The 17,734-nt window shown below is 55.0% G+C and carries 15 protein-coding genes; 7 read left to right on the top strand and 8 right to left on the bottom strand.

Going from position 1 to position 17,734, the window contains the following annotated elements; translation table 11 throughout:
• Window positions 1–116 precede the first annotated feature (116 nt).
• The 3 genes from VIJ98_RS08440 (at window position 117) to VIJ98_RS08430 (ending at window position 2,834) form a co-directional block, all read left to right on the top strand.
• Complete coding sequence (locus VIJ98_RS08440) at window positions 117–707, top strand: metal-dependent hydrolase (RefSeq protein WP_312664135.1); 591 nt, start codon at window positions 117–119, stop codon at window positions 705–707.
• A gap of 153 nt (window positions 708–860) precedes the next feature.
• Window positions 861–2,252 (top strand): L-cystine transporter, encoded by a 1,392-nt coding sequence (locus tag VIJ98_RS08435; protein ID WP_154152512.1) that lies wholly within the window; start codon window positions 861–863, stop codon window positions 2,250–2,252.
• Window positions 2,253–2,450: 198 nt separating this feature from the next.
• Window positions 2,451–2,834 (top strand): DUF6515 family protein, encoded by a 384-nt coding sequence (locus VIJ98_RS08430; protein WP_154194115.1) that lies wholly within the window; start codon window positions 2,451–2,453, stop codon window positions 2,832–2,834.
• Between the two features lie 55 nt (window positions 2,835–2,889).
• Here VIJ98_RS08430 and osmE read toward each other — a convergent pair whose 3' ends face one another.
• A complete protein-coding gene (gene osmE, locus VIJ98_RS08425; protein ID WP_007892614.1) occupies window positions 2,890–3,225 on the bottom strand; it encodes an osmotically-inducible lipoprotein OsmE in 336 nt (111 codons plus the stop codon).
• A 191-nt stretch (window positions 3,226–3,416) separates the two neighbouring features.
• Between osmE and VIJ98_RS08420 the strand changes: the two genes are divergently transcribed.
• The 3 genes from VIJ98_RS08420 (at window position 3,417) to cho (ending at window position 6,556) form a co-directional block, all read left to right on the top strand.
• The gene (locus VIJ98_RS08420) at window positions 3,417–4,607 is read left to right on the top strand and encodes a multidrug effflux MFS transporter (protein ID WP_091003186.1); all 1,191 of its coding nucleotides are present in this window, start codon (window positions 3,417–3,419) and stop codon (window positions 4,605–4,607) included.
• A 117-nt stretch (window positions 4,608–4,724) separates the two neighbouring features.
• On the top strand, window positions 4,725–5,552 hold the full coding sequence (gene nadE, locus VIJ98_RS08415; protein ID WP_008102906.1) for an ammonia-dependent NAD(+) synthetase: 828 nt from the start codon (window positions 4,725–4,727) through the stop codon (window positions 5,550–5,552).
• Window positions 5,553–5,695: 143 nt separating this feature from the next.
• Complete coding sequence (gene cho, locus VIJ98_RS08410) at window positions 5,696–6,556, top strand: excinuclease Cho (RefSeq protein ID WP_154152514.1); 861 nt, start codon at window positions 5,696–5,698, stop codon at window positions 6,554–6,556.
• A gap of 79 nt (window positions 6,557–6,635) precedes the next feature.
• On the opposite strand, the gene spy is transcribed toward cho, so the two are convergent.
• The 6 genes from spy to VIJ98_RS08380 form a co-directional block, all read right to left on the bottom strand.
• Window positions 6,636–7,133: an ATP-independent periplasmic protein-refolding chaperone Spy gene (gene spy / locus VIJ98_RS08405; RefSeq protein ID WP_061716717.1), complete on the bottom strand. Its 498-nt coding sequence runs from the start codon at window positions 7,131–7,133 to the stop codon at window positions 6,636–6,638.
• A 322-nt stretch (window positions 7,134–7,455) separates the two neighbouring features.
• Window positions 7,456–8,451 (bottom strand): succinylglutamate desuccinylase, encoded by a 996-nt coding sequence (gene astE / locus VIJ98_RS08400; RefSeq protein ID WP_154152517.1) that lies wholly within the window; start codon window positions 8,449–8,451, stop codon window positions 7,456–7,458.
• Window positions 8,452–8,496: 45 nt separating this feature from the next.
• Window positions 8,497–9,825, bottom strand: a complete 1,329-nt coding sequence (astB, locus tag VIJ98_RS08395; RefSeq protein WP_323273349.1) for an N-succinylarginine dihydrolase — start codon at window positions 9,823–9,825, stop codon at window positions 8,497–8,499.
• A complete protein-coding gene (gene astD / locus VIJ98_RS08390; RefSeq protein WP_323273348.1) occupies window positions 9,825–11,291 on the bottom strand; it encodes a succinylglutamate-semialdehyde dehydrogenase in 1,467 nt (488 codons plus the stop codon). The genes astB and astD overlap by 1 nt, the downstream gene beginning before the upstream one ends.
• A complete protein-coding gene (gene astA / locus VIJ98_RS08385; protein ID WP_323273347.1) occupies window positions 11,288–12,319 on the bottom strand; it encodes an arginine N-succinyltransferase in 1,032 nt (343 codons plus the stop codon). The genes astD and astA overlap by 4 nt, the downstream gene beginning before the upstream one ends.
• Window positions 12,316–13,536, bottom strand: coding sequence for an aspartate aminotransferase family protein (locus VIJ98_RS08380; RefSeq protein WP_323273344.1), 1,221 nt, complete (start codon window positions 13,534–13,536; stop codon window positions 12,316–12,318). The genes astA and VIJ98_RS08380 overlap by 4 nt, the downstream gene beginning before the upstream one ends.
• An 876-nt stretch (window positions 13,537–14,412) precedes the next feature.
• On the opposite strand from VIJ98_RS08380, the gene VIJ98_RS08375 reads away from it, so the two are divergent.
• Entirely contained in the window at window positions 14,413–15,486 is a 1,074-nt protein-coding gene (locus VIJ98_RS08375) for a porin (RefSeq protein ID WP_154152531.1), read from the top strand.
• Window positions 15,487–15,576: 90 nt separating this feature from the next.
• On the opposite strand, the gene VIJ98_RS08370 is transcribed toward VIJ98_RS08375, so the two are convergent.
• Window positions 15,577–17,013 (bottom strand): YchO/YchP family invasin, encoded by a 1,437-nt coding sequence (locus VIJ98_RS08370; protein WP_323273341.1) that lies wholly within the window; start codon window positions 17,011–17,013, stop codon window positions 15,577–15,579.
• Window positions 17,014–17,734: the final 721 nt, after the last annotated feature.

The raw sequence follows: 17,734 nt of genomic DNA, 5'->3' as shown, positions 1-17,734 counted from the left end.
ATTGTGACGCGGGAAAGTGAAAAATATTAACGCTTCGTTACAGCGTCACCATTCTCATTCACTGGATAAATCCCTATACTGGATGCATCGACAGTTTTATGCAGCCAGGTTTCATCATGACGGCCGAAGGCCATATCATTTTTGCCATTGCCAGCGCCATTTTTGCCAAGCGCGCGGAGCTGACGCCAGTTTTGGCCAGCGCCGATTGGTGGCATTTAGTGCCTGCTGCGCTGTTAACCTGCCTGCTGCCTGATATCGATCACCCTAAATCCGTGTTAGGCCAGCGATTAAAGTGGCTATCGCATCCCATCGCCCGCGCCTTTGGTCATCGCGGCTTTACCCACAGTTTGCTGGCGGTAGCGGTGAGTCTGTGGCTATTCCAGATTAATGTGCCCGTTGACTGGTTTCTGCCCGCCGATGTACTGCAAGGTATGACGCTCGGCTATCTCAGCCATATTGTCGCCGATATGCTAACGCCCGCTGGCGTGCCGTTGCTGTGGCCTTGCCGCTGGCGCTTCCGTTTGCCCATCCTGAATAGCCAGAAAGGTAACCAGCTGGAGCGCGCACTTTGCCTGGCGCTGGTCGGTTATGCGTTGTGGTTCCCGCCTGGCATGCCCTCTTTTGGTGCCAACGGCTGGCCGGAACAATTGTTCAATACGCTACAAAATGGCGTCGGTCGGTTGGTTAATGGTCAAAACGGTCAATAACCAGTCGAATCAAGCGATAAAGTTATAAAACATTCTTTTTGGGTATAAGCCCGCCCCACGCTGAACTGATAACATTCTAAATATTCCCTAACGGGGACTTACTGTTTTACGTGCCATCCCAGGGCGATGGCGCGTCACACTCTGGAGTTGAGCATGGATTTTCCCCTCATTATTAATATCGTGGCGTTTGTCGCGCTGCTGATTCTGCTGAATCGCATTGGCAACCAAAGCTGGAGCTTGTCAAAGCGCGTGCTGACCGGTTTGGTTTTCGGTGTGGCCTTTGGTCTGGCGCTGCAAACCATTTATGGCGAAAACAGCCCAACCGTGAAAGCGTCGATTGGCTGGTTCAACATCGTCGGTAACGGCTACGTGCAACTGCTGCAGATGATCGTGATGCCGCTGGTATTCGCCTCGATCCTGAGCGCGGTCGCACGACTGCACAATGCCTCATCGCTGGGTAAAATCAGCGTGCTGACCATTGGCGTGCTGCTGTTTACCACCGCAATCTCCGCGCTGGTCGGCGTGCTGGTAACTGGCCTGTTTGGCCTGAGCGCGGAAGGTCTGGTGCAAGGTGCGCAGGAAACCGCCCGTCTGAGTGCGATTCAGAGCAACTATGTAGGCAAAGTGGCTGACCTCAGCACGCCGCAGCTGCTGCTCTCCTTTATTCCTAAAAATCCGTTTGCCGATCTGGCAGGCGCCAATCCAACCTCGATCATCAGCGTAGTGATTTTCGCCGCCTTCCTCGGTGTTGCGGCGCTGCAACTGCTTAAAGATGACAAGGTAAAAGGCGAGCGCGTGCTGGTGGCGATCGATACTCTGCAATCCTGGGTGATGAAGCTGGTGCGTTTGATCATGAAGCTGACGCCGTACGGCGTACTGGCGCTGATGACCAAAGTGGTGGCAGGTTCCAACCTGCAAGACATCATCAAGCTGGGTGGCTTCGTGGTGGCTTCTTATCTCGGTCTGGCAATCATGTTTGCCGTGCACGCGCTGTTGTTGTCGGTTAACGGCATCAACCCAATGCGCTTCTTCCGTAAAGTGTGGCCGGTGATCACCTTCGCCTTCACCAGCCGTTCCAGCGCCGCCAGTATTCCACTGAACGTGGAAACGCAGACGCGTCGTCTGGGCGTGCCGGAATCGATCGCCAGCTTCTCGGCATCGTTCGGTGCCACCATCGGACAGAACGGTTGTGCAGGTCTCTATCCCACCATGCTGGCGGTGATGGTTGCGCCAACCGTGGGCATCAACCCGTTTGACCCAATGTGGATTGCGACGCTGGTGGGTATCGTGACGCTGAGTTCTGCCGGTGTGGCAGGCGTCGGCGGCGGTGCAACCTTCGCTGCACTGATTGTGCTGCCTGCGATGGGCCTGCCGGTGACGTTGGTCGCGCTGCTGATCTCCATCGAACCGCTGATCGATATGGGCCGTACCGCGCTCAACGTAAATGGTTCAATGACCGCCGGTTCACTCACCAGCCGCTGGCTTGGATTGACCGACAAAAAAGTGCTGGAGAGCGACGAGCACGCCGAACTGGCACACCGCTAACACTCCTCAATACCACAACGGCAGGCCAATTGGTCTGCCGTTTTTTTATGCCCTGTTCTCCCCAATTCCCCCCCAATCATGGCGCTAGCGTCAGGAAAGCGTTAAGCATGGTAAACAGAGGAAAAATCAGCTGCTTTTCGCTTGAGTTTTCGCTCAGGAAGGCCAATTCTGCTGTCAGTCACAGCAGGAGAATCACCGATGAAAACAGTTATCGCCTCGGTGCTGGCGTTAACCTTATTAACACCAGCAATCAGTTTCGCCCATCCCGGCGGTTGGGGCCCCGGTCCAGGTCCGCATTGGGGTGAAGGTCCACATTGGGGCGGTCCCGGCCCGCTGCGCTTCTTACCGGAAGCGGCAACCGCAGTGTTGCTGGGCGGCCTGACCTATTACATGCTGAACGGCAACTACTATCAGCGTCAGGGCGACACTTATGTGGTGGTGCAACCGCCTGAAGCCCCGCCAGGCGGCGGAATGCGCGTGCTGGATTTCAACGGCAAACGCTATTACGTGCAGGAAGGCCATTACTACCAGCGTGAGATCGGTGGTGATTATATCGAAGTGCCGCGTCCTTACGGTTTATAAGCGCCACAACGAAAAACGGCCCGTCAATGACGGGCCGTTTCTTATTCTGCTGCGATTACTGAGCCGCTTGCGGATCGGTATCGTAGTCTTTACAGCTCTGGAAACCGTAGTTCATGACGCGACCGGTATCGTTGTAGCTAACGAAATAGGTCTGCGGTTTGCCGTCGCGTTCGCCAATCACGTAAGTCTGGCAAGTACCGCGGGCGTGAACCATGGTGATTTCAGTAGAGGCTGGACCGGCAATCTGGCGAACCTGATCGCGCGTCATGCCTTTCTTCACATCCTTCACAACCGGCTTGGTTACGTAGCTTTCAGCTTTGTCATAAGTCGTACAACCAGACAGGGCTGCCAGCGTCATAGCGGCAGCGATACATCCCATCACTTTATTCATGTTGTTGTTCCTCGTTTTTTGTCCATGTGGAATAAGCCTGGAACATAAATCCAGATTTATCAACTTTATGGGACAAATTCAGCCAAATTCCGAAGCGTTAGGATTTGGTAAAAATGCTGTGTTGATGCGCTACGGTTCGTATAATCACCCGCGAAAAAATACCTATAGCAATGAATAAAGACAGAGGATTAATGACACCTGCACCTTCTAATCGGCTGGTTTATGCCATCACGCTGGGCTTGCTCGCTGCACTCGGGCCACTCTGTATCGATCTTTACCTGCCGGCGCTGCCGGAACTGGCGCGCGATCTGCACACCGAAACCGCCACAGCGCAGCTGAGCCTCACCGCCGGCTTGCTCGGTTTGGGTGCCGGTCAGTTGCTGTTTGGCCCAATGAGCGACAAGTTTGGTCGCCTGCGTCCGCTGCTGTTATCGCTGGTGCTGCTGTTTATTGCCTCGATTGGCTGTGCGCTGGCAAAAGATATCAACTCGCTGTTAGTGGCGCGTCTGTTTGAAGGATTGGCGGGCGCAGGCGGCGCGGTGCTGTCGCGTGCGATTGCCCGTGATATGTACAGCGGTCATGAACTGACGCGTTTCTTTGCATTGCTGATGCTGGTCAACGGTTTAGCGCCAATTGGTGCGCCGGTGCTGGGCGGTGCCTTGATGACGGTGCTCAACTGGCGCGGCATTTTTGTGGTGCTCGGCTGCATCGCCATCGTGTTGATCTTTCTTGCCCGCTGGAAATTGCACGAAACTTTACCGCCTGAGCGCCGTAGCCAGGGCTCGATCTTTTCTACCTGGGCGGCGCTCGGCCAGGTCGTCACGCATCGTCAGTTTATGGGCTTCTGCCTGACGCAAGGTTTTATGATGTCCGGCATGTTTGCCTACATCGGCGCCTCGCCGTTTGTACTGCAACAGCTGTACGGCCTGACACCGCAAGCCTTCAGCTTCTGCTTCGCTGCTAACGGCCTCGGCCTGATTATTGCATCACAAACCAGTGCGCGCCTCTGTCCGCTGTGGGGTGAATACCGTGTACTTAAAGGCGGCCTGACGCTGGCGTTTGTCGCTTCAAGCTGTTTGCTGCTGGCGGGACTGACAGGCGCCGCGCTGCCGATTCTGCTGGTCGCGCTGTTCTTCACCATTGCCAGTAACGGCGTGATTGCTACCACCGCTTCTTCGCTGGCGATGCAAAGCCAGGGCCAGCGTGCGGGCAGCGCCTCGGCGGTGATTGGCGTGTGCATGTTCACCTTTGGTGCCATCAGCGTGCCGATCACAGGCCTGGGCGGTACCTCGGTGGCGAGCATGACCGGCACCATCTTTGGCTGCTTTATGCTGGCGATTGTGTCGTTCAATCTGCTGGTGCAGAAGGCAAAAAACGCCTGATTTGCCAGCAAATAACCTGAACAACAAGCCGTGCGGCTTGTTGTTTGTGGGGAGAGGCGTTAGCTTTAGCAGATGATTCGCATTGTGCCGTCAGGCTACTGACTTGAGGAGAGGTTCATGTCACTGCAACAGGAAATCATTGAAGCCCTTGGTGTAAAACCGGTTATCGACCCGCAGCAGGAGATCCGCGTCAGCGTTGATTTTCTGAAGTCTTACCTGAAAGCCCATCCCTTTTTGAAAACGCTGGTGCTCGGCATCAGCGGCGGCCAGGATTCGACGCTAACCGGCATTTTGTCGCAAACCGCGATTCGCGAACTGCGTGAAGAGAGCGGCGATAACGATTACACCTTTATCGCCGTGCGTTTGCCGTATGGCGTGCAGGCCGATGAGCAGGATTGTCAGGACGCGCTGGCGTTTATCCAGCCGGACCGCACGCTAGTGGTGAACATCAAAGAAGCGATTCTGGCCAGCGAACGTGCGTTGAAAGACGCGGGTATCACGGTGTCGGATTTTGTACGTGGCAATGAAAAAGCGCGTGAGCGCATGAAAGCGCAGTACAGCATCGCCGGCATGACCAAAGGCGTGGTGGTCGGTACTGACCATGCGGCAGAAGCGATCACCGGTTTCTTCACCAAGTACGGTGACGGCGGCAGCGACATCAACCCCATCTTCCGTCTGCACAAAGGCCAGGGCAAACAGCTGCTGAAAACGCTGGGCTGCCCGGAGCACCTCTATCTCAAACATCCGACCGCCGATTTGGAAGATGATCGTCCCGGCTTGCAGGATGAAGTGGCGCTTGGCGTAACTTATCAGCAAATCGATGCTTATCTGGAAGGCAAAACCATCGATGCCGCTGCAGCGAAAACCATCGAAGGCTGGTATCTGAAAACCGAACACAAACGTCGCCCGCCGATCACCGTGTTCGACGATTTCTGGAAACCGTAAGTTACGCAAGTGCGCATAAATGCGCCCCGCCAAATTACCGTAGGGTCGCCATTCATGGCGACCTAATTCAAATCAGAACCTAAAGTGGCGAGAAAAAGCACAGTTTGATACACTGGATAGACAACCAGTAATTGGAGTGTGCTTTGGTCAGACGTGCAGCCAGCCACCGCCTCGATTTCGATGCGGCAGCAATCTATCAATACCCCGAACATTTACGTCAGTGGCTGGAAGGTTTACCCAACCAGCCGGGCGTCTATACCTTTCACGGTGAAAGCGAAAACCTGCCGCTGTATATCGGCAAAAGCGTCAACCTGCGCAGTCGGGTGATGGCGCATTTCCGCACACCCGATGAAGCCAAAATGCTGCGTCAGGCGCGACGCGTCACCTGGATCCCCACGGCTGGCGACGTCGGCGCACAGCTGCTGGAAGCGCAGATGATCAAAACGCAACAGCCGCTATTTAATAAGCGCCTGCGTAAGAATCGCCAACTCTGTTCGCTGCAGCTGGGTGACGGTGCGCCGCAGGTGGTATATGCAAAGGATCTCGACTTCTCGCGCTCGCCCAATCTTTATGGCCTGTTTCGCAGTCGCTTTGCCGCGCTGGAAAAGCTAAAAGCCATCGCCGATGAGCAGCGTTTGTGTCATGGCTTGCTGGGGCTTGAATCGTTGCGTCCGGGACGCGGCTGTTTTCGCGCCGCCCTGAAACGCTGCGCCGGTGCCTGCTGCGGTAACGAATCGGTTGCTGAGCATCAGCAGCGTTTGCATGCGGCATTAGAGCAAATGCGCATTCAGTGCTGGCCGTGGCAAGGCCCGGTTGGCATGGTGGAAACGGGCACGGACATTACACAAATTCATGTGATCGATCACTGGTTCTGGCTGGGATCGGTAAACAGTGAAGCCGAAGCACGCCAGCTGCAGCGCGCCTCGCACGGCTTCGATCATGACGGCTATAAAATTCTCTGTCGTCCGCTGCTTTCTGGCGTGTTCCCGCTGATCGAGCTGTAAAAACAAAACCGCCGAGGTTGCCCAAAGCATCAGATGCGATGGACAACCCCGGCGGTCTCTATTCAGTTAGCGAAAGAACTTATTCAGCATCAGCCGGCGGTGGCGTCATTTTGCCATCGTGCGGGCCTTTCTCAGTTAAGCGCTTCTCAAAGTTCGCGTTGTACTGTTTCTTCTGCTCTGGTGTCAGCACGTTGTAGATCTTGTTCTGGGTTTCCATCATCTGCAGCGCGCGGTCTTTGGCGTTCGCTGTCATCTTCTCAGCCTGCGCTTCGGCTTTCGCACGGTCGAAGGTATCGGAAGCGATGATGGCATGGTCAGCACGACGCTCTTCCAGCGACGGGCGTTTCATATCTTTGTGGCCATCACGCAGAATAGTTTTGATCTGCGCTTTCTGCGCGTCGGTCAGGTTCAGACCTTTAAACATCATCTCCATACCGTGATGGCGCATCGGCGGCTTGTGCATCGGTTTTTCGCTGCCTGCTGGCGGCGGAGTCAGGTTGTCTGCCGCTGCATGGACGATATTTGCAGCACCAAGAGCCATTGCGGTAGCCAGGAACACAGAAGTTAATTTACGCATAATATTGTCCTTACTTATCAGTTTAATGACGACAGCCTGTGTCGCGTCTTCGGAAACAAGCATACGACGCTGAACGTCAACTACTCAGAGGCTGAGTAAAGCCCTGAAAGCATAAAAGACAGAGATCAGGCAATCATGGAGAGAAAGAGAAGAAATGCGTGAGGAATTGCAAAAGTTTATGACAATCAAGGGAAAAACGTAGGAATTAAGGAGGAGTGTAACGGTATTGTCGGTTTTCAGGAAGGGAAATGTCGGCGATTAATCCCGTTACGCACCTCGTCCATTGTAGGGTCGCCATTCATGGCGACCCGCTACATAAAGATCACAACGCTAGCGCCTGCGTCTGCTCATTCTCCTCCACCAGCATCAGCCCGGCGCGCAATCCCGGCGCGACATTCGGATTCGGGAACAGCACATACTCGCGTGCCTGCTGCACGTAGTAGCGCCGATCACCCTCTTCCGCCAGCAGTGTGCCCTGCGGGAAAGCGGTGAAGTTCAGCGTCTCTGGCCCCATGTGCAACACAAACTTATCACCGTGGCGGGTCAGCTGCTGCGCCACACGATAATGGCGCGGCTGCTCGCGCACCTCCGGCAAGGTCTCGCCATACAGCAACGCCGCCAGCGCCCGTTGCACGCCGCTAAACTGACTCAAATCGTTCTCACCAAACGGCAAAGCCTTGCCGAGCTCCAGCGTGCAGCTCGCCGCATTATGGTGCTCGCAGCTGTAATGGGTGAAAGTGCCGCCCGGCGAACGATGGAACACCAGCGCTTCCATTTCTGCCGCTGCCAGCCAGTGCATAAACTGTTCGGGCCACGGATTGGGATTCAGCGGCATCACGCCAAAACGCGCATGATACGAGCCACGGATCGCGGTATGCAGATCGAGGTGCCAGCGCACTTCGTGATCGAGACAGGCACGCCAGAAACTCTCCAGCTCCTGCTCCAGCTGCAACACACGCTGCGCTTCCGGTACATCGGCCACCTGCTGCCAGCGGCCACCAAACAGGCGGTTGATATCGTATTGCTGGTAACGCTTGCCGCTGCGCAACGCGGCGGGATTACCCAAAATCACCAGCAAACGCACCGCCAGCGGTTTCTCGCCTTTCAATAATGGCGTCAGCAACAGATTGAGAATCTCAACCGGCGCGGTTTCGTTGCCGTGAATGCCCGCAGAGAGCACCAGCGCCTGCTGCGTGGGCGTGTGCGGCGTGAGGGACAGAAGTCCCTCGTTATGCCATTGCCAACTAAGATGATCGTTGCTGCCCTCTCTTTGCTGTGGCGGCTCACCAGACAAGGTCTGCTGTAAAAAATCCTGCATGTTCACTCCTTTTTAACGACGTGGGGCGAACCTCTCACCCCGGCGTTAACGCTGAAACGCGTAGACACTGCCTAAGTCTAGCAGCTTCGTCAGCTCATCCAGCGCGGTGCGCCCTTCACGCAGCAGTTGCGGGTCGGCTAAATCTGCCTGGGTTAGGCGATCGCGGTAGTGGCGATCCACCCAATCGTTGAGCGTGGCAAACAGACGATCGTTCATTAGCACCGCCGGATTCAGCGCCTGACGCTCGGTTTCGGTTAACACCACGCGCAGACGCAAACAGGCCGGGCCGCCGCCGTTAAACATACTTTCACGCAGATCGAACACTTTTAGTTCACGAATCGGCCCGCCGCTCTCCACCAGCTCGGTGAGATAACGCCACACGCCCGCATGCTGGCGCGACTCTTCGGGCAGCACCAGCAGCATACCGCCGTCGGCACGTTGCAATAACTGGCTGTTAAACAGATAAGTATTGACCGCATCGGTTACCGACACTTTATCGCGCGGCACTTCAATCGGCTGGAAACCGTTGACGCGCGCGGCGAGGTCGTTCAGCAACTGCGGCTGATTAACAAAGGCATCCTGATGGCAGAACAGCACCTGCTGATTGCTCACTGCAATCACATCGTTATGAAACACGCCCTGATCGATCACCGCCGGATTTTGCTGGGCAAACAGCGTGCGCTGCGCATCGAGCTGATGCAAACGCGCCACCGCTTCGCTGGCTTCCCGCGTTTGGCGCGCCGGATAACGTGCCGGTGTTGCGCCCTGCTGCTGCCCATCGCGGCCATAAATAAACAGCTGCACGCCCGCATCGCCGTAATCACTGCCGAAGCGATTGTGATTGGCCGCGCCCTCATCACCGAATTGCGCCACTTGCGGCAGCGCATCGTGCACGCTGAAGTGCTGCGGGTTACGGAAAATGGCGCGCAGCAGATCGGCAGTTTCCGGTGCCTCAATGGCGCGATGGAATTTGTTATTCAGATTGGCAACGGTGAAATGCACGCGACCATCGGCGCTATCCGCCGACGGCGACACCGTGGCGGCATTGGCCACCCACATTGCTGAGGCGGAGCTGGCCGCCGACAGCAGCTGCGGCGCGTGCTTCGCTGCCTGCGCCAGCACCTGCTCATCGCTGCCGCCAAAACCAAGTTGACGCAGCAGCGGCAGATTAGGACGCTCGTGCGGTGGGATCACGCCCTGCACGTAACCCATATCCGCCAGCGCTTTCATCTTCAGCAAGCCCTGCTTCGCCGCCAGGCACGGATTCGAAGGTTGCAGCTGATTGCGCGTCGAGGCTTCATTACCAAACGACAATCCCGCGTAGTGATGTGTCAGGCCGACCAGCCCATCAAAGTTAGCTTCAAACGCTTTCATTATTTCGCTCCCTGCGCGGAGAAATCGAGGCCCGGCGATAAGCTGCCCGGCAGCGCCAGGCTTGGGCTCTCCAGCGACGCCATCGGCCACGCACAGTAATCGGCGGCGTACCATGCGCTGGCTCGATGATTCCCCGAGGCGCCGATGCCCCCGAAAGGTGCGGTGCTGGCCGCACCGGTCAGCGGTTTGTTCCAGTTAACAATACCGGCGCGCGCCTCCAGCAACAGCTGATCAAACTGCGCGCGCTGCGGCGAAATCAGGCCGCATGACAAGCCATAACGGGTGTTATTGGCGATGGCAATCGCCTGCTCGAAGCTGTCGTAGCGAATCACCTGCAACAGCGGACCGAAGACCTCCTCATCCGCTAAATCTTTCACTTCGGTCACATCAATGATGCCCGGCGTGATGATGGCGCTGTCGCGATCCGGCCAATGCATGCCGAGCAACACTTTCCCGCCCTTTTCCACCTGCTGCTGCCAGGCAGCAAAAATATGTCCGGCGGCGACAGGGGAAATCACGCTGCCCATAAACGGCTGCGGTTCGGCATTCCATGCGCCAGGCTGCAAGCGCGCGCTGACCTCAACCAAACGCTGCAGGAAGGCATCGCCCGCCGCGCCGCGCTTCACCAGTAGACGACGCGCGCAGGTGCAGCGCTGTCCGGCGGTAATAAAGGCCGACTGAATAGCGATATGTACCGCACCATCGAGATCAGAGGGATCTTCGACAATCAGCGCATTGTTGCCGCCCATCTCCAGCGCCAGCATTTTTTCTGGTTGCCCGGCGAACTGACGATGCAGGTGATAGCCGGTGGCGGCGCTGCCGGTGAACAGCAGGCCATCAATTTGCGCCGCATTCGCCAGCGCCTGGCCGGTTTCACGCCCGCCCTGCAGCAGCGCCATCACGCCCGCCGGTAAACCGGCTTGCTCCCACAGCTGCACGGTTTTCTCCGCCGTCAGCGGCGTCAGCTCGCTTGGCTTGAACACCACGCAGTTACCCGCCAGCAGAGCCGGCACGATGTGGCCGTTCGGCAGATGACCGGGAAAATTATACGGACCAAATACCGCCAGCACGCCGTGCGGACGATGGCGCAACGAGCTCTCGCCGTCGGCCTGTTCGCCGGTGCGGCTGTGATAGGCCTTAATCGAAATGGCGATTTTGTTGATCATCGCCTGTACTTCGGTCAGCGTTTCCCAGCGCGGTTTGCCGGTTTCCTGGGCGATGGTTTCCGCCAGCGCGGTTTTATGGCTTTCGAGCAGACGGGCAAAACCTTCCACCAGCGCCTGACGTTCCACAAACGGTTTTTTCGCCCACTGCGGGAACGCCGCACGCGCCGCTTCGCAGGCCGTAGCCACTTGTGCTGCCGATGCCGCTTTGCCCTGCCACAGCGTTTCGCCGGTTACCGGATTGTGTTTGCTCAGGGCATCAGCGCCGCCGGTCACCCATTGACCTTGAATAAAATGCGTCATGCTTTTTTCTCCTCGCGACACAGCGTGACCACACGCAGATGATCGCCAATATTGCAGTGCAGCGCCGCGCGCTGGCTCTCAGTCAGTTTTACCGTGCCGGATGCCATATCCACCGGCAGCAGCGCCACGCGGAAATGCTGGTAATCCGCGTTCGCCACCAGACACAGCGGCCAGCTTTCATCGGCGGCACCGCTCTCAGCGGTTAACTGGCGACTCTTGCGAATGGCGCGGATGCGATCGATTTCGCACTCCAGCGTCGGGCCGCCGTCGAAGATGTCGACATAGTTGAGATAGCGGAAGCCTTCCGCCTCCAGCACCGCACGCGCCGGTGCGGTTTTCGGATGGACTTCGCCAATCACTTTTTGCGCGGCTTCAGACAGGTAATGAATGTAGAGCGGATGTTTGGGCATCAGCTCGGCGATAAAGGCTTTCTGGCCGGTGCCGCTGAGGAAATCGGCTTTGCTGAACTCCATCGAGAAGAAGCGACTGCCGACGCTGTCCCAGAAGGGCGAGTGGCCATTGTCATCACTGACGCCACGCATCTCCGCCACCACGTGTTTCATAAAACGGTCGCGGAAGTTGGCCATAAACAGAAAACGCGATTTCGACAGCAGATGGCCGTTTTTGCCATCGCGGTAATCAGGATCGAGGAACAGCGTGCACAGCTCGCTGCTGCCGGTATGATCGTTGCTCAGCGACAGCGTCGGCAGGCTGGCATAGACATTCAGCTCTTTCGAAGCGTGCACCTGCGTGCCGACGCGAAAGTTGTACCAGGGATCCTGCAAACCTACCGCCGCTTCGATGGCGCAAATGCCGACGGCGCGATTATCTTCGCTGTCGGCCAGCACAAACACATAGCCTTGCTCGGCAGGCGGCAGCGCACCTTGCCAGGTGAGCAGCGAACGCTCAATACGGGCTTTGAGCGTATCGCTATCCACAGGCAGCGAGGTTAAGCCGCCTCCGGTTTTGCCCGCCAGCGACAACAACTGCGAGAGATCGTCACGTTCGACGGGGCGAATCACCATCATGATGTGGCTCCTTTGAGCACGCGTTCACAGGCACGTTCGAAGCGCGCCAGGCCTTCTTTTACTTCGCGCTCGCTGATGTTCAGCGCTGGCGCGAAACGTACTACGTTAGCGCCGGCAATCAGCACCATCACGCCCTCTTCGGCCGCTGTAAGGTTGAACTGTTTGGCTTTACCGGCGAAATCGTCGTTTAGCACCGCGCCAATCAGCAGCCCCAATCCGCGCACTTCTTTAAACACCGGCAGACGCTGGTTAAGTTCCTGCAACGCAGTAACAAACCATTGATGACGCTCGGCAACACCGGCCATAAATTCCGGCTGATTAATCAGCTCCATCACTTTGCCCGCGACTGCGCCCGCCAGCGGGTTGCCGCCGTAGGTGGTGCCGTGCGTGCCGACGCCCATTACCTGCGCTAAATCTTCACGCGTCAGCATGGCGCCAATCGGGAAGCCGCCACCCAGCGCTTTGGCGGTCGTTAACACATCCGGCGTCACGCCATAATGCATGTAGGCGTACAGCGAACCGGTACGCCCCACGCCGCTCTGTACTTCATCAAAAATCAACACCGCATGATGCTTATCGCAGAGTTCGCGCAATCCGCGCAGGAAAGACGGATCGGCTGGCAGTACGCCGCCTTCACCCTGAATCGGCTCGACGATCACCGCGCAGGTTTGGTCATTGATCAGCGCGGCCGCCGAGGCCAGATCGTTGAAATTAGCGTGTTCTACCGCTGGCGGCAGCGGCGCAAAATCACGGGAATAAGCCGGTTGTCCGCCCGCTGTCACGGTAAACAGCGTGCGACCGTGGAAAGCATTATTAAAGGCAACGATGCCATTCTTCTCAGCACCTAAACGGTCATGCGCGGTTTTACGCGCCAGCTTCAGTGCTGCTTCATTCGCTTCAGCGCCGGAGTTACAGAAGAAAACGCGGTCGGCAAAGGTGGCATCAATCAATTGTTTGGCGAGACGCAGGATCGGTTCATTGGTGTAGCCGTTACCGGTATGCCACAGTTTGCTCGCCTGTTCGGTCAGCGCCTGCTGCAACGCGGGATGCGCATGACCCAGGGCGTTAACGGCAATGCCACCGGCGAAATCGATATACTCTTTGCCTTGTTGATCCCACAGCGTAGAACCTTCAGCACGAACCGGTACAAAAGCCGCGGGTGCATAAACTGGCATCATCCATTGATCGAAATTTTGACGCGAAACCTGCTGTGACATAGCCCTTTCTCCCGCTCCACACCCGGTGAAGCCTTTGTTTTGAAATTGTTAAAAATGTTAAGTGGCAGCTCTACTGTATCTTGCAGATAGCGTGCCAGCCAGCCACAAAAATGCATAAACGTCTTGCCACTACGAAATATCAATAACTTAACCAGTGCGACTATTCACATTAATTGCATAAAAAGTGAATATCAGTCTGATGCATGCTGAATAGCAGCAATTTATTTAGCGGATTTATGCATTGGCAAAATGAAATATTGCTTTTGTGATCGGGCAGGAAATATTTCGCCAAATTAATGCGATATACGCACTTTTTTGGGGCGAGATGTGCCTGATTGGTGCAGGAAAGTGTTAGCGCGGTGCAGATTTAACATGGAGTGGATTAATCGGTCTTTAACATTTACATGGTCAAATTGAATATTATTTCGCCATTTCGTTATTAAACGGAACCTAAATAACAATTTGTGACCAAGGTTATTATCAGAACAGAAATAAACAGACACAAAGCCATGAACCCGATAATTACCATGCTAACGATTAGCTGGATTCAGATATTTGCTATTGAACAATTATGCATAGGCTTGTGCTATTTCACGAACAAGCTAGTTACTTTATTTACGCATCTTTAATTTTTAAATTTTAGAATAAAATCATTAAGATAACTATTTAAAAATTCATATCCCTTGTTGCTTTAGGGATAAGTTTAACCAATACAAAATTCCACATAATGGAATTTAAGATTAAAAATCACACAAAAAGTTAACTGGAAATATTTAGTTACATATATTGCACTGTCGATCTTGAACCTTTTGTGTCATTTTCTTTTCACCCCGAATAAGGGGACAAAATTAAAAAATATCACAGGGTAAAAATTAAATGATGAAGCGCTCCTTACTGGCAGCAGTGATGCCTTTACTGCTGGGACTTTCTTCGGCTCAGGCCGCCGAAATCTATAACAAAGATGGCAACAAGCTGGACCTGACTGGCAAAATTAACGTCTCGCACCTGTTCTCTGATAACGATGCAGCAAATGGCGACACCTCGTCTTATACCCGTCTGGGTTTTAAAGGCGAAACCAAGATCAACGACCAACTGACCGGTTACGGCCAGTGGCAGTATCAGTACAGCCTGACCAACTCTGAAGGCAGCGATGCCAACAACGGTAACAAAACCCGTCTGGGCTTTGCCGGTCTGAAGTTTGGTCAGTTTGGCTCGATCGATTACGGTCGTAACTACGGCCTGATTTATGACGTGCTGGGTTACACCGATATGCTGCCATTCTTCGGTGGCGATCAAGGTTACTCTGATGGATTCCTGTCCAGCCGCTCAGGTGGCGTGCTCACCTGGCGCAATAAAGATTTCTTTGGTCTGGTGAAAGGCTGGAACGTTGCGGCTCAGTACGAAGGTAAAAACGATCGCAGCGCTTCAGACATTGCGGTACGCCGTTCGAATGGTGATGGCTTCGCGCTCTCTACTTCCTATGACTTCGATTTCGGTCTGAGCCTGGTTGGCGCTTACGCTAGCCTGGATCGTACCAATACGCAGAATCAGGCCTTACGTGGCGATGGCGAGAAAGCACAGCACTGGACTACTGGCCTGAAATACGATGCTAACCAGATTTATCTGGCAACCATGTACGGCGAAACGCTGAACGCAACCCCAATCAATGGTGGCTTTGCTAACAAAGCGGTTAACTTTGAAGCTGTGGCGCAGTATCAGTTCCTGAACGGCCTGCGTCCTTCAATTGGTTACGTTTCATCGAAAGGCAAAGAGATTGAAAATATTGGTGATGTCGATCTCACCAAATATGTTGCTGTCGGTGGAACCTACTACTTCAACAAAAACATGTCTGTGTATGCTGAATACAAAATCAACCTGTTGAAAGACGATAATGCGTTGGGCATCGCTTCTGATGATGTCACCGCTGTAGGTTTGGTTTACCAGTTCTAAGTTGCTTTACCCTCATTGCTATTCGGCTAGTGTCGGCTGAATATGCGCAAAGGGCAGCGAAAGCTGCCCTTTTTTATTGGCGTGATGCGATTACGGCGCCATCAAATCAAAGCGATTATCATCGCCCTGATCCAATGAGAACGGCGGCTGCAATTGCAGGACGATTTCGTTCGAAGTGACGCGATTCTGTTTGCTGTCTTCTAACACCACCGACAAGCGATAACTGTTATGCGCGCCCGGCGAGCTATCCCAGGCTGGCATGATCACGCTCCAGCCCTGCGGATCGTTGGGATTAGCACCCGGCGTCAGGCTCAGCGCCTGCGTATCGCCTTGCCACATCACTTTAGCGATTGGGTTGGTGCTGCGGATCTGCAGTTTCAGCGGCAAACTTTCTCCGCCATTCAGCTGCCACGGTGGCGTGGCGAGAAACACCGACAGCGTTTTACGCTGGCGATATTCCAGCACCGGCGTATAGCTGCGCGCCACGTTATCATAACGACTGCCGCGCAGTGAGTGCGCCGCCGCCACGTTATCCGGACTCAGCTGCTGGCTGAGCGCCACGCCAAAGCGGTAGTTCAAACGCAAACCGAGCTGATCCTGGCTCTCACCGCTGTCGCTGGTTTTGTGGCTGGCGGATAAGGTCACCAGCGGCACTGGCGTGTAAGTGACGCCAAAGGTCAACGCCGACGGATTGTGGTAGCGATTGCCGGAGCTAAACAGATCGACGTTATCGCCAAGATATTGCTGCCAGCTCACTGATGCACCGAGCTGGCGATATTGCGGCAAATAGCCTTGGGAGGTGAAATCGTAGCCGCGCGCCATACGCTGCTGCTGGAAAGGATTGCGATCCTGCCAGCCTGAGAGCGGCGTGTAATAGTTGGCGGAGAAGCGCAGATAATCGCCCCACGCTTCGGTACCCAGCGAGGCGCGCTGCAGGCCGCTGCTGAACATGCGGTCCACAAAGCCGTTATAGCCCAGCTGCCATTTGCCCGCCATCCAGCGCTGGCCGAGACCCACATTGCCCACCAGCCCATCATCGGTTTGATGGAAACCCACCTGACTGAAGGTCAAATAGCGATAGTTATCTGCCCACGGCGTCAGCAGCGAAGCACCGCTGCCGTTAAAGTTGCCATCGATGTCCACGTTGAAGTCGATCTGCGCGTTGCCATACGGCGACAGCAATGATTGACCTTCATTGACCAGACGATTTCCTACTTCATCGCGGAAATGATTAAAGGCCCAAAGACCGGCCTGCTGGCTTAACGAATTTTCGTCCGTGCTGTTCTGGCTGGCTTCGCCAATGCTTTTGGCAATGGTCGCCAGCTTTTTGTTGAACGCTTCGGTTTCGTCCTGATAGCCCAACGCAGGTAACTGATCGGCCATTTTCTGAAAACGTGTGGGATCGCTAAACGGCGCATCGGCGAGTTTAGTGTCAGAAATCAACGCCAGCGCAGGCGCGGATGCAGCAAGTAATGAAAAACCAGAGAGATATCGCACGCTTTTGAGTGATAACAAAGTAGATAACATAGCTAAAAATAGGGTTCGACCCAGTTCAGAATTTGAGGTGGCTCACAAAAGTGCATAAGTCTACCCTAGCATATTCTGATGCAAGTGCCGGAAATGTCTGGTTTCGATTAAGACAATGGCGGGGACTTTCGGATTTGTAGAGTGCGCATTCGTGCGCATCTGGAAACCAGGTCGCCATAAATGGCGCCCCTACGGATGCAGTGATTGTTTTGTAGAGTGCCCATTTATGGGCACCTGGAAATCACGTCACCATAAATGGCGCCCCTACGGATGCAGCAATTGTTTTGTAGGGTGCCTATTTATGGGCACCTGGAAATCACGTCACCATAAATGGCGCCCCTACGGATGCAGCAATTGTTTCGTAGGGTGCCCATTCATGGGCACCTGGAAGCCAGGTCGCCATAAATGGCGCCCCTACGGATGCAGCAATTGTTTTGTAGGGTGCCCATTTATGGGCACCTGGAATACCAGGTCGCCATAAATGGCGCCCCTACGGATGCAGCGATTGTTTTGTAGGGTGCCCATTTATGGGCACCTGGAAGCCAGGTCGCCATAAATGGCGCCCCTACGGATGCAGCAATTGTTTTGTAGGGTGCCCATTTATGGGCACCTGGAAGTCAGGTCGCCATAAATGGCGCCCCGGCGGATGCAGCAATTGTTTTGTAGGGTGCCCATTTATGCGCATCTGGAAGCCAGGTCGCCATAAATGGCGCCCCGGCGA

The organism is Pantoea sp. S18 (assembly GCF_045689705.1).
GTDB classification, from domain to species: domain Bacteria; phylum Pseudomonadota; class Gammaproteobacteria; order Enterobacterales; family Enterobacteriaceae; genus Pantoea; species Pantoea symbiotica.
The sequence above is the reverse complement of the archived record's forward strand: the minus strand, read 5'-3'. Positions and strand labels throughout refer to the sequence as shown.

Excerpts from the sequence above, each read along its gene's own strand:
- VIJ98_RS08440 (WP_312664135.1), top strand. The coding sequence starts at position 117 with ATGACGGCCGAAGGCCATATCATTTTTGCCATTGCCAGCGCCATTTTT.
- VIJ98_RS08435 (WP_154152512.1), top strand. The coding sequence starts at position 861 with ATGGATTTTCCCCTCATTATTAATATCGTGGCGTTTGTCGCGCTGCTG.
- VIJ98_RS08430 (WP_154194115.1), top strand. The coding sequence starts at position 2,451 with ATGAAAACAGTTATCGCCTCGGTGCTGGCGTTAACCTTATTAACACCA.
- osmE (WP_007892614.1), bottom strand. The coding sequence starts at position 3,225 with ATGAATAAAGTGATGGGATGTATCGCTGCCGCTATGACGCTGGCAGCC.
- VIJ98_RS08420 (WP_091003186.1), top strand. The coding sequence starts at position 3,417 with ATGACACCTGCACCTTCTAATCGGCTGGTTTATGCCATCACGCTGGGC.
- nadE (WP_008102906.1), top strand. The coding sequence starts at position 4,725 with ATGTCACTGCAACAGGAAATCATTGAAGCCCTTGGTGTAAAACCGGTT.
- spy (WP_061716717.1), bottom strand. The coding sequence starts at position 7,133 with ATGCGTAAATTAACTTCTGTGTTCCTGGCTACCGCAATGGCTCTTGGT.
- astE (WP_154152517.1), bottom strand. The coding sequence starts at position 8,451 with ATGCAGGATTTTTTACAGCAGACCTTGTCTGGTGAGCCGCCACAGCAA.
- astB (WP_323273349.1), bottom strand. The coding sequence starts at position 9,825 with ATGAAAGCGTTTGAAGCTAACTTTGATGGGCTGGTCGGCCTGACACAT.
- astD (WP_323273348.1), bottom strand. The coding sequence starts at position 11,291 with ATGACGCATTTTATTCAAGGTCAATGGGTGACCGGCGGCGCTGATGCC.
- astA (WP_323273347.1), bottom strand. The coding sequence starts at position 12,319 with ATGATGGTGATTCGCCCCGTCGAACGTGACGATCTCTCGCAGTTGTTG.
- VIJ98_RS08380 (WP_323273344.1), bottom strand. The coding sequence starts at position 13,536 with ATGTCACAGCAGGTTTCGCGTCAAAATTTCGATCAATGGATGATGCCA.
- VIJ98_RS08375 (WP_154152531.1), top strand. The coding sequence starts at position 14,413 with ATGATGAAGCGCTCCTTACTGGCAGCAGTGATGCCTTTACTGCTGGGA.
- VIJ98_RS08370 (WP_323273341.1), bottom strand. The coding sequence starts at position 17,013 with ATGTTATCTACTTTGTTATCACTCAAAAGCGTGCGATATCTCTCTGGT.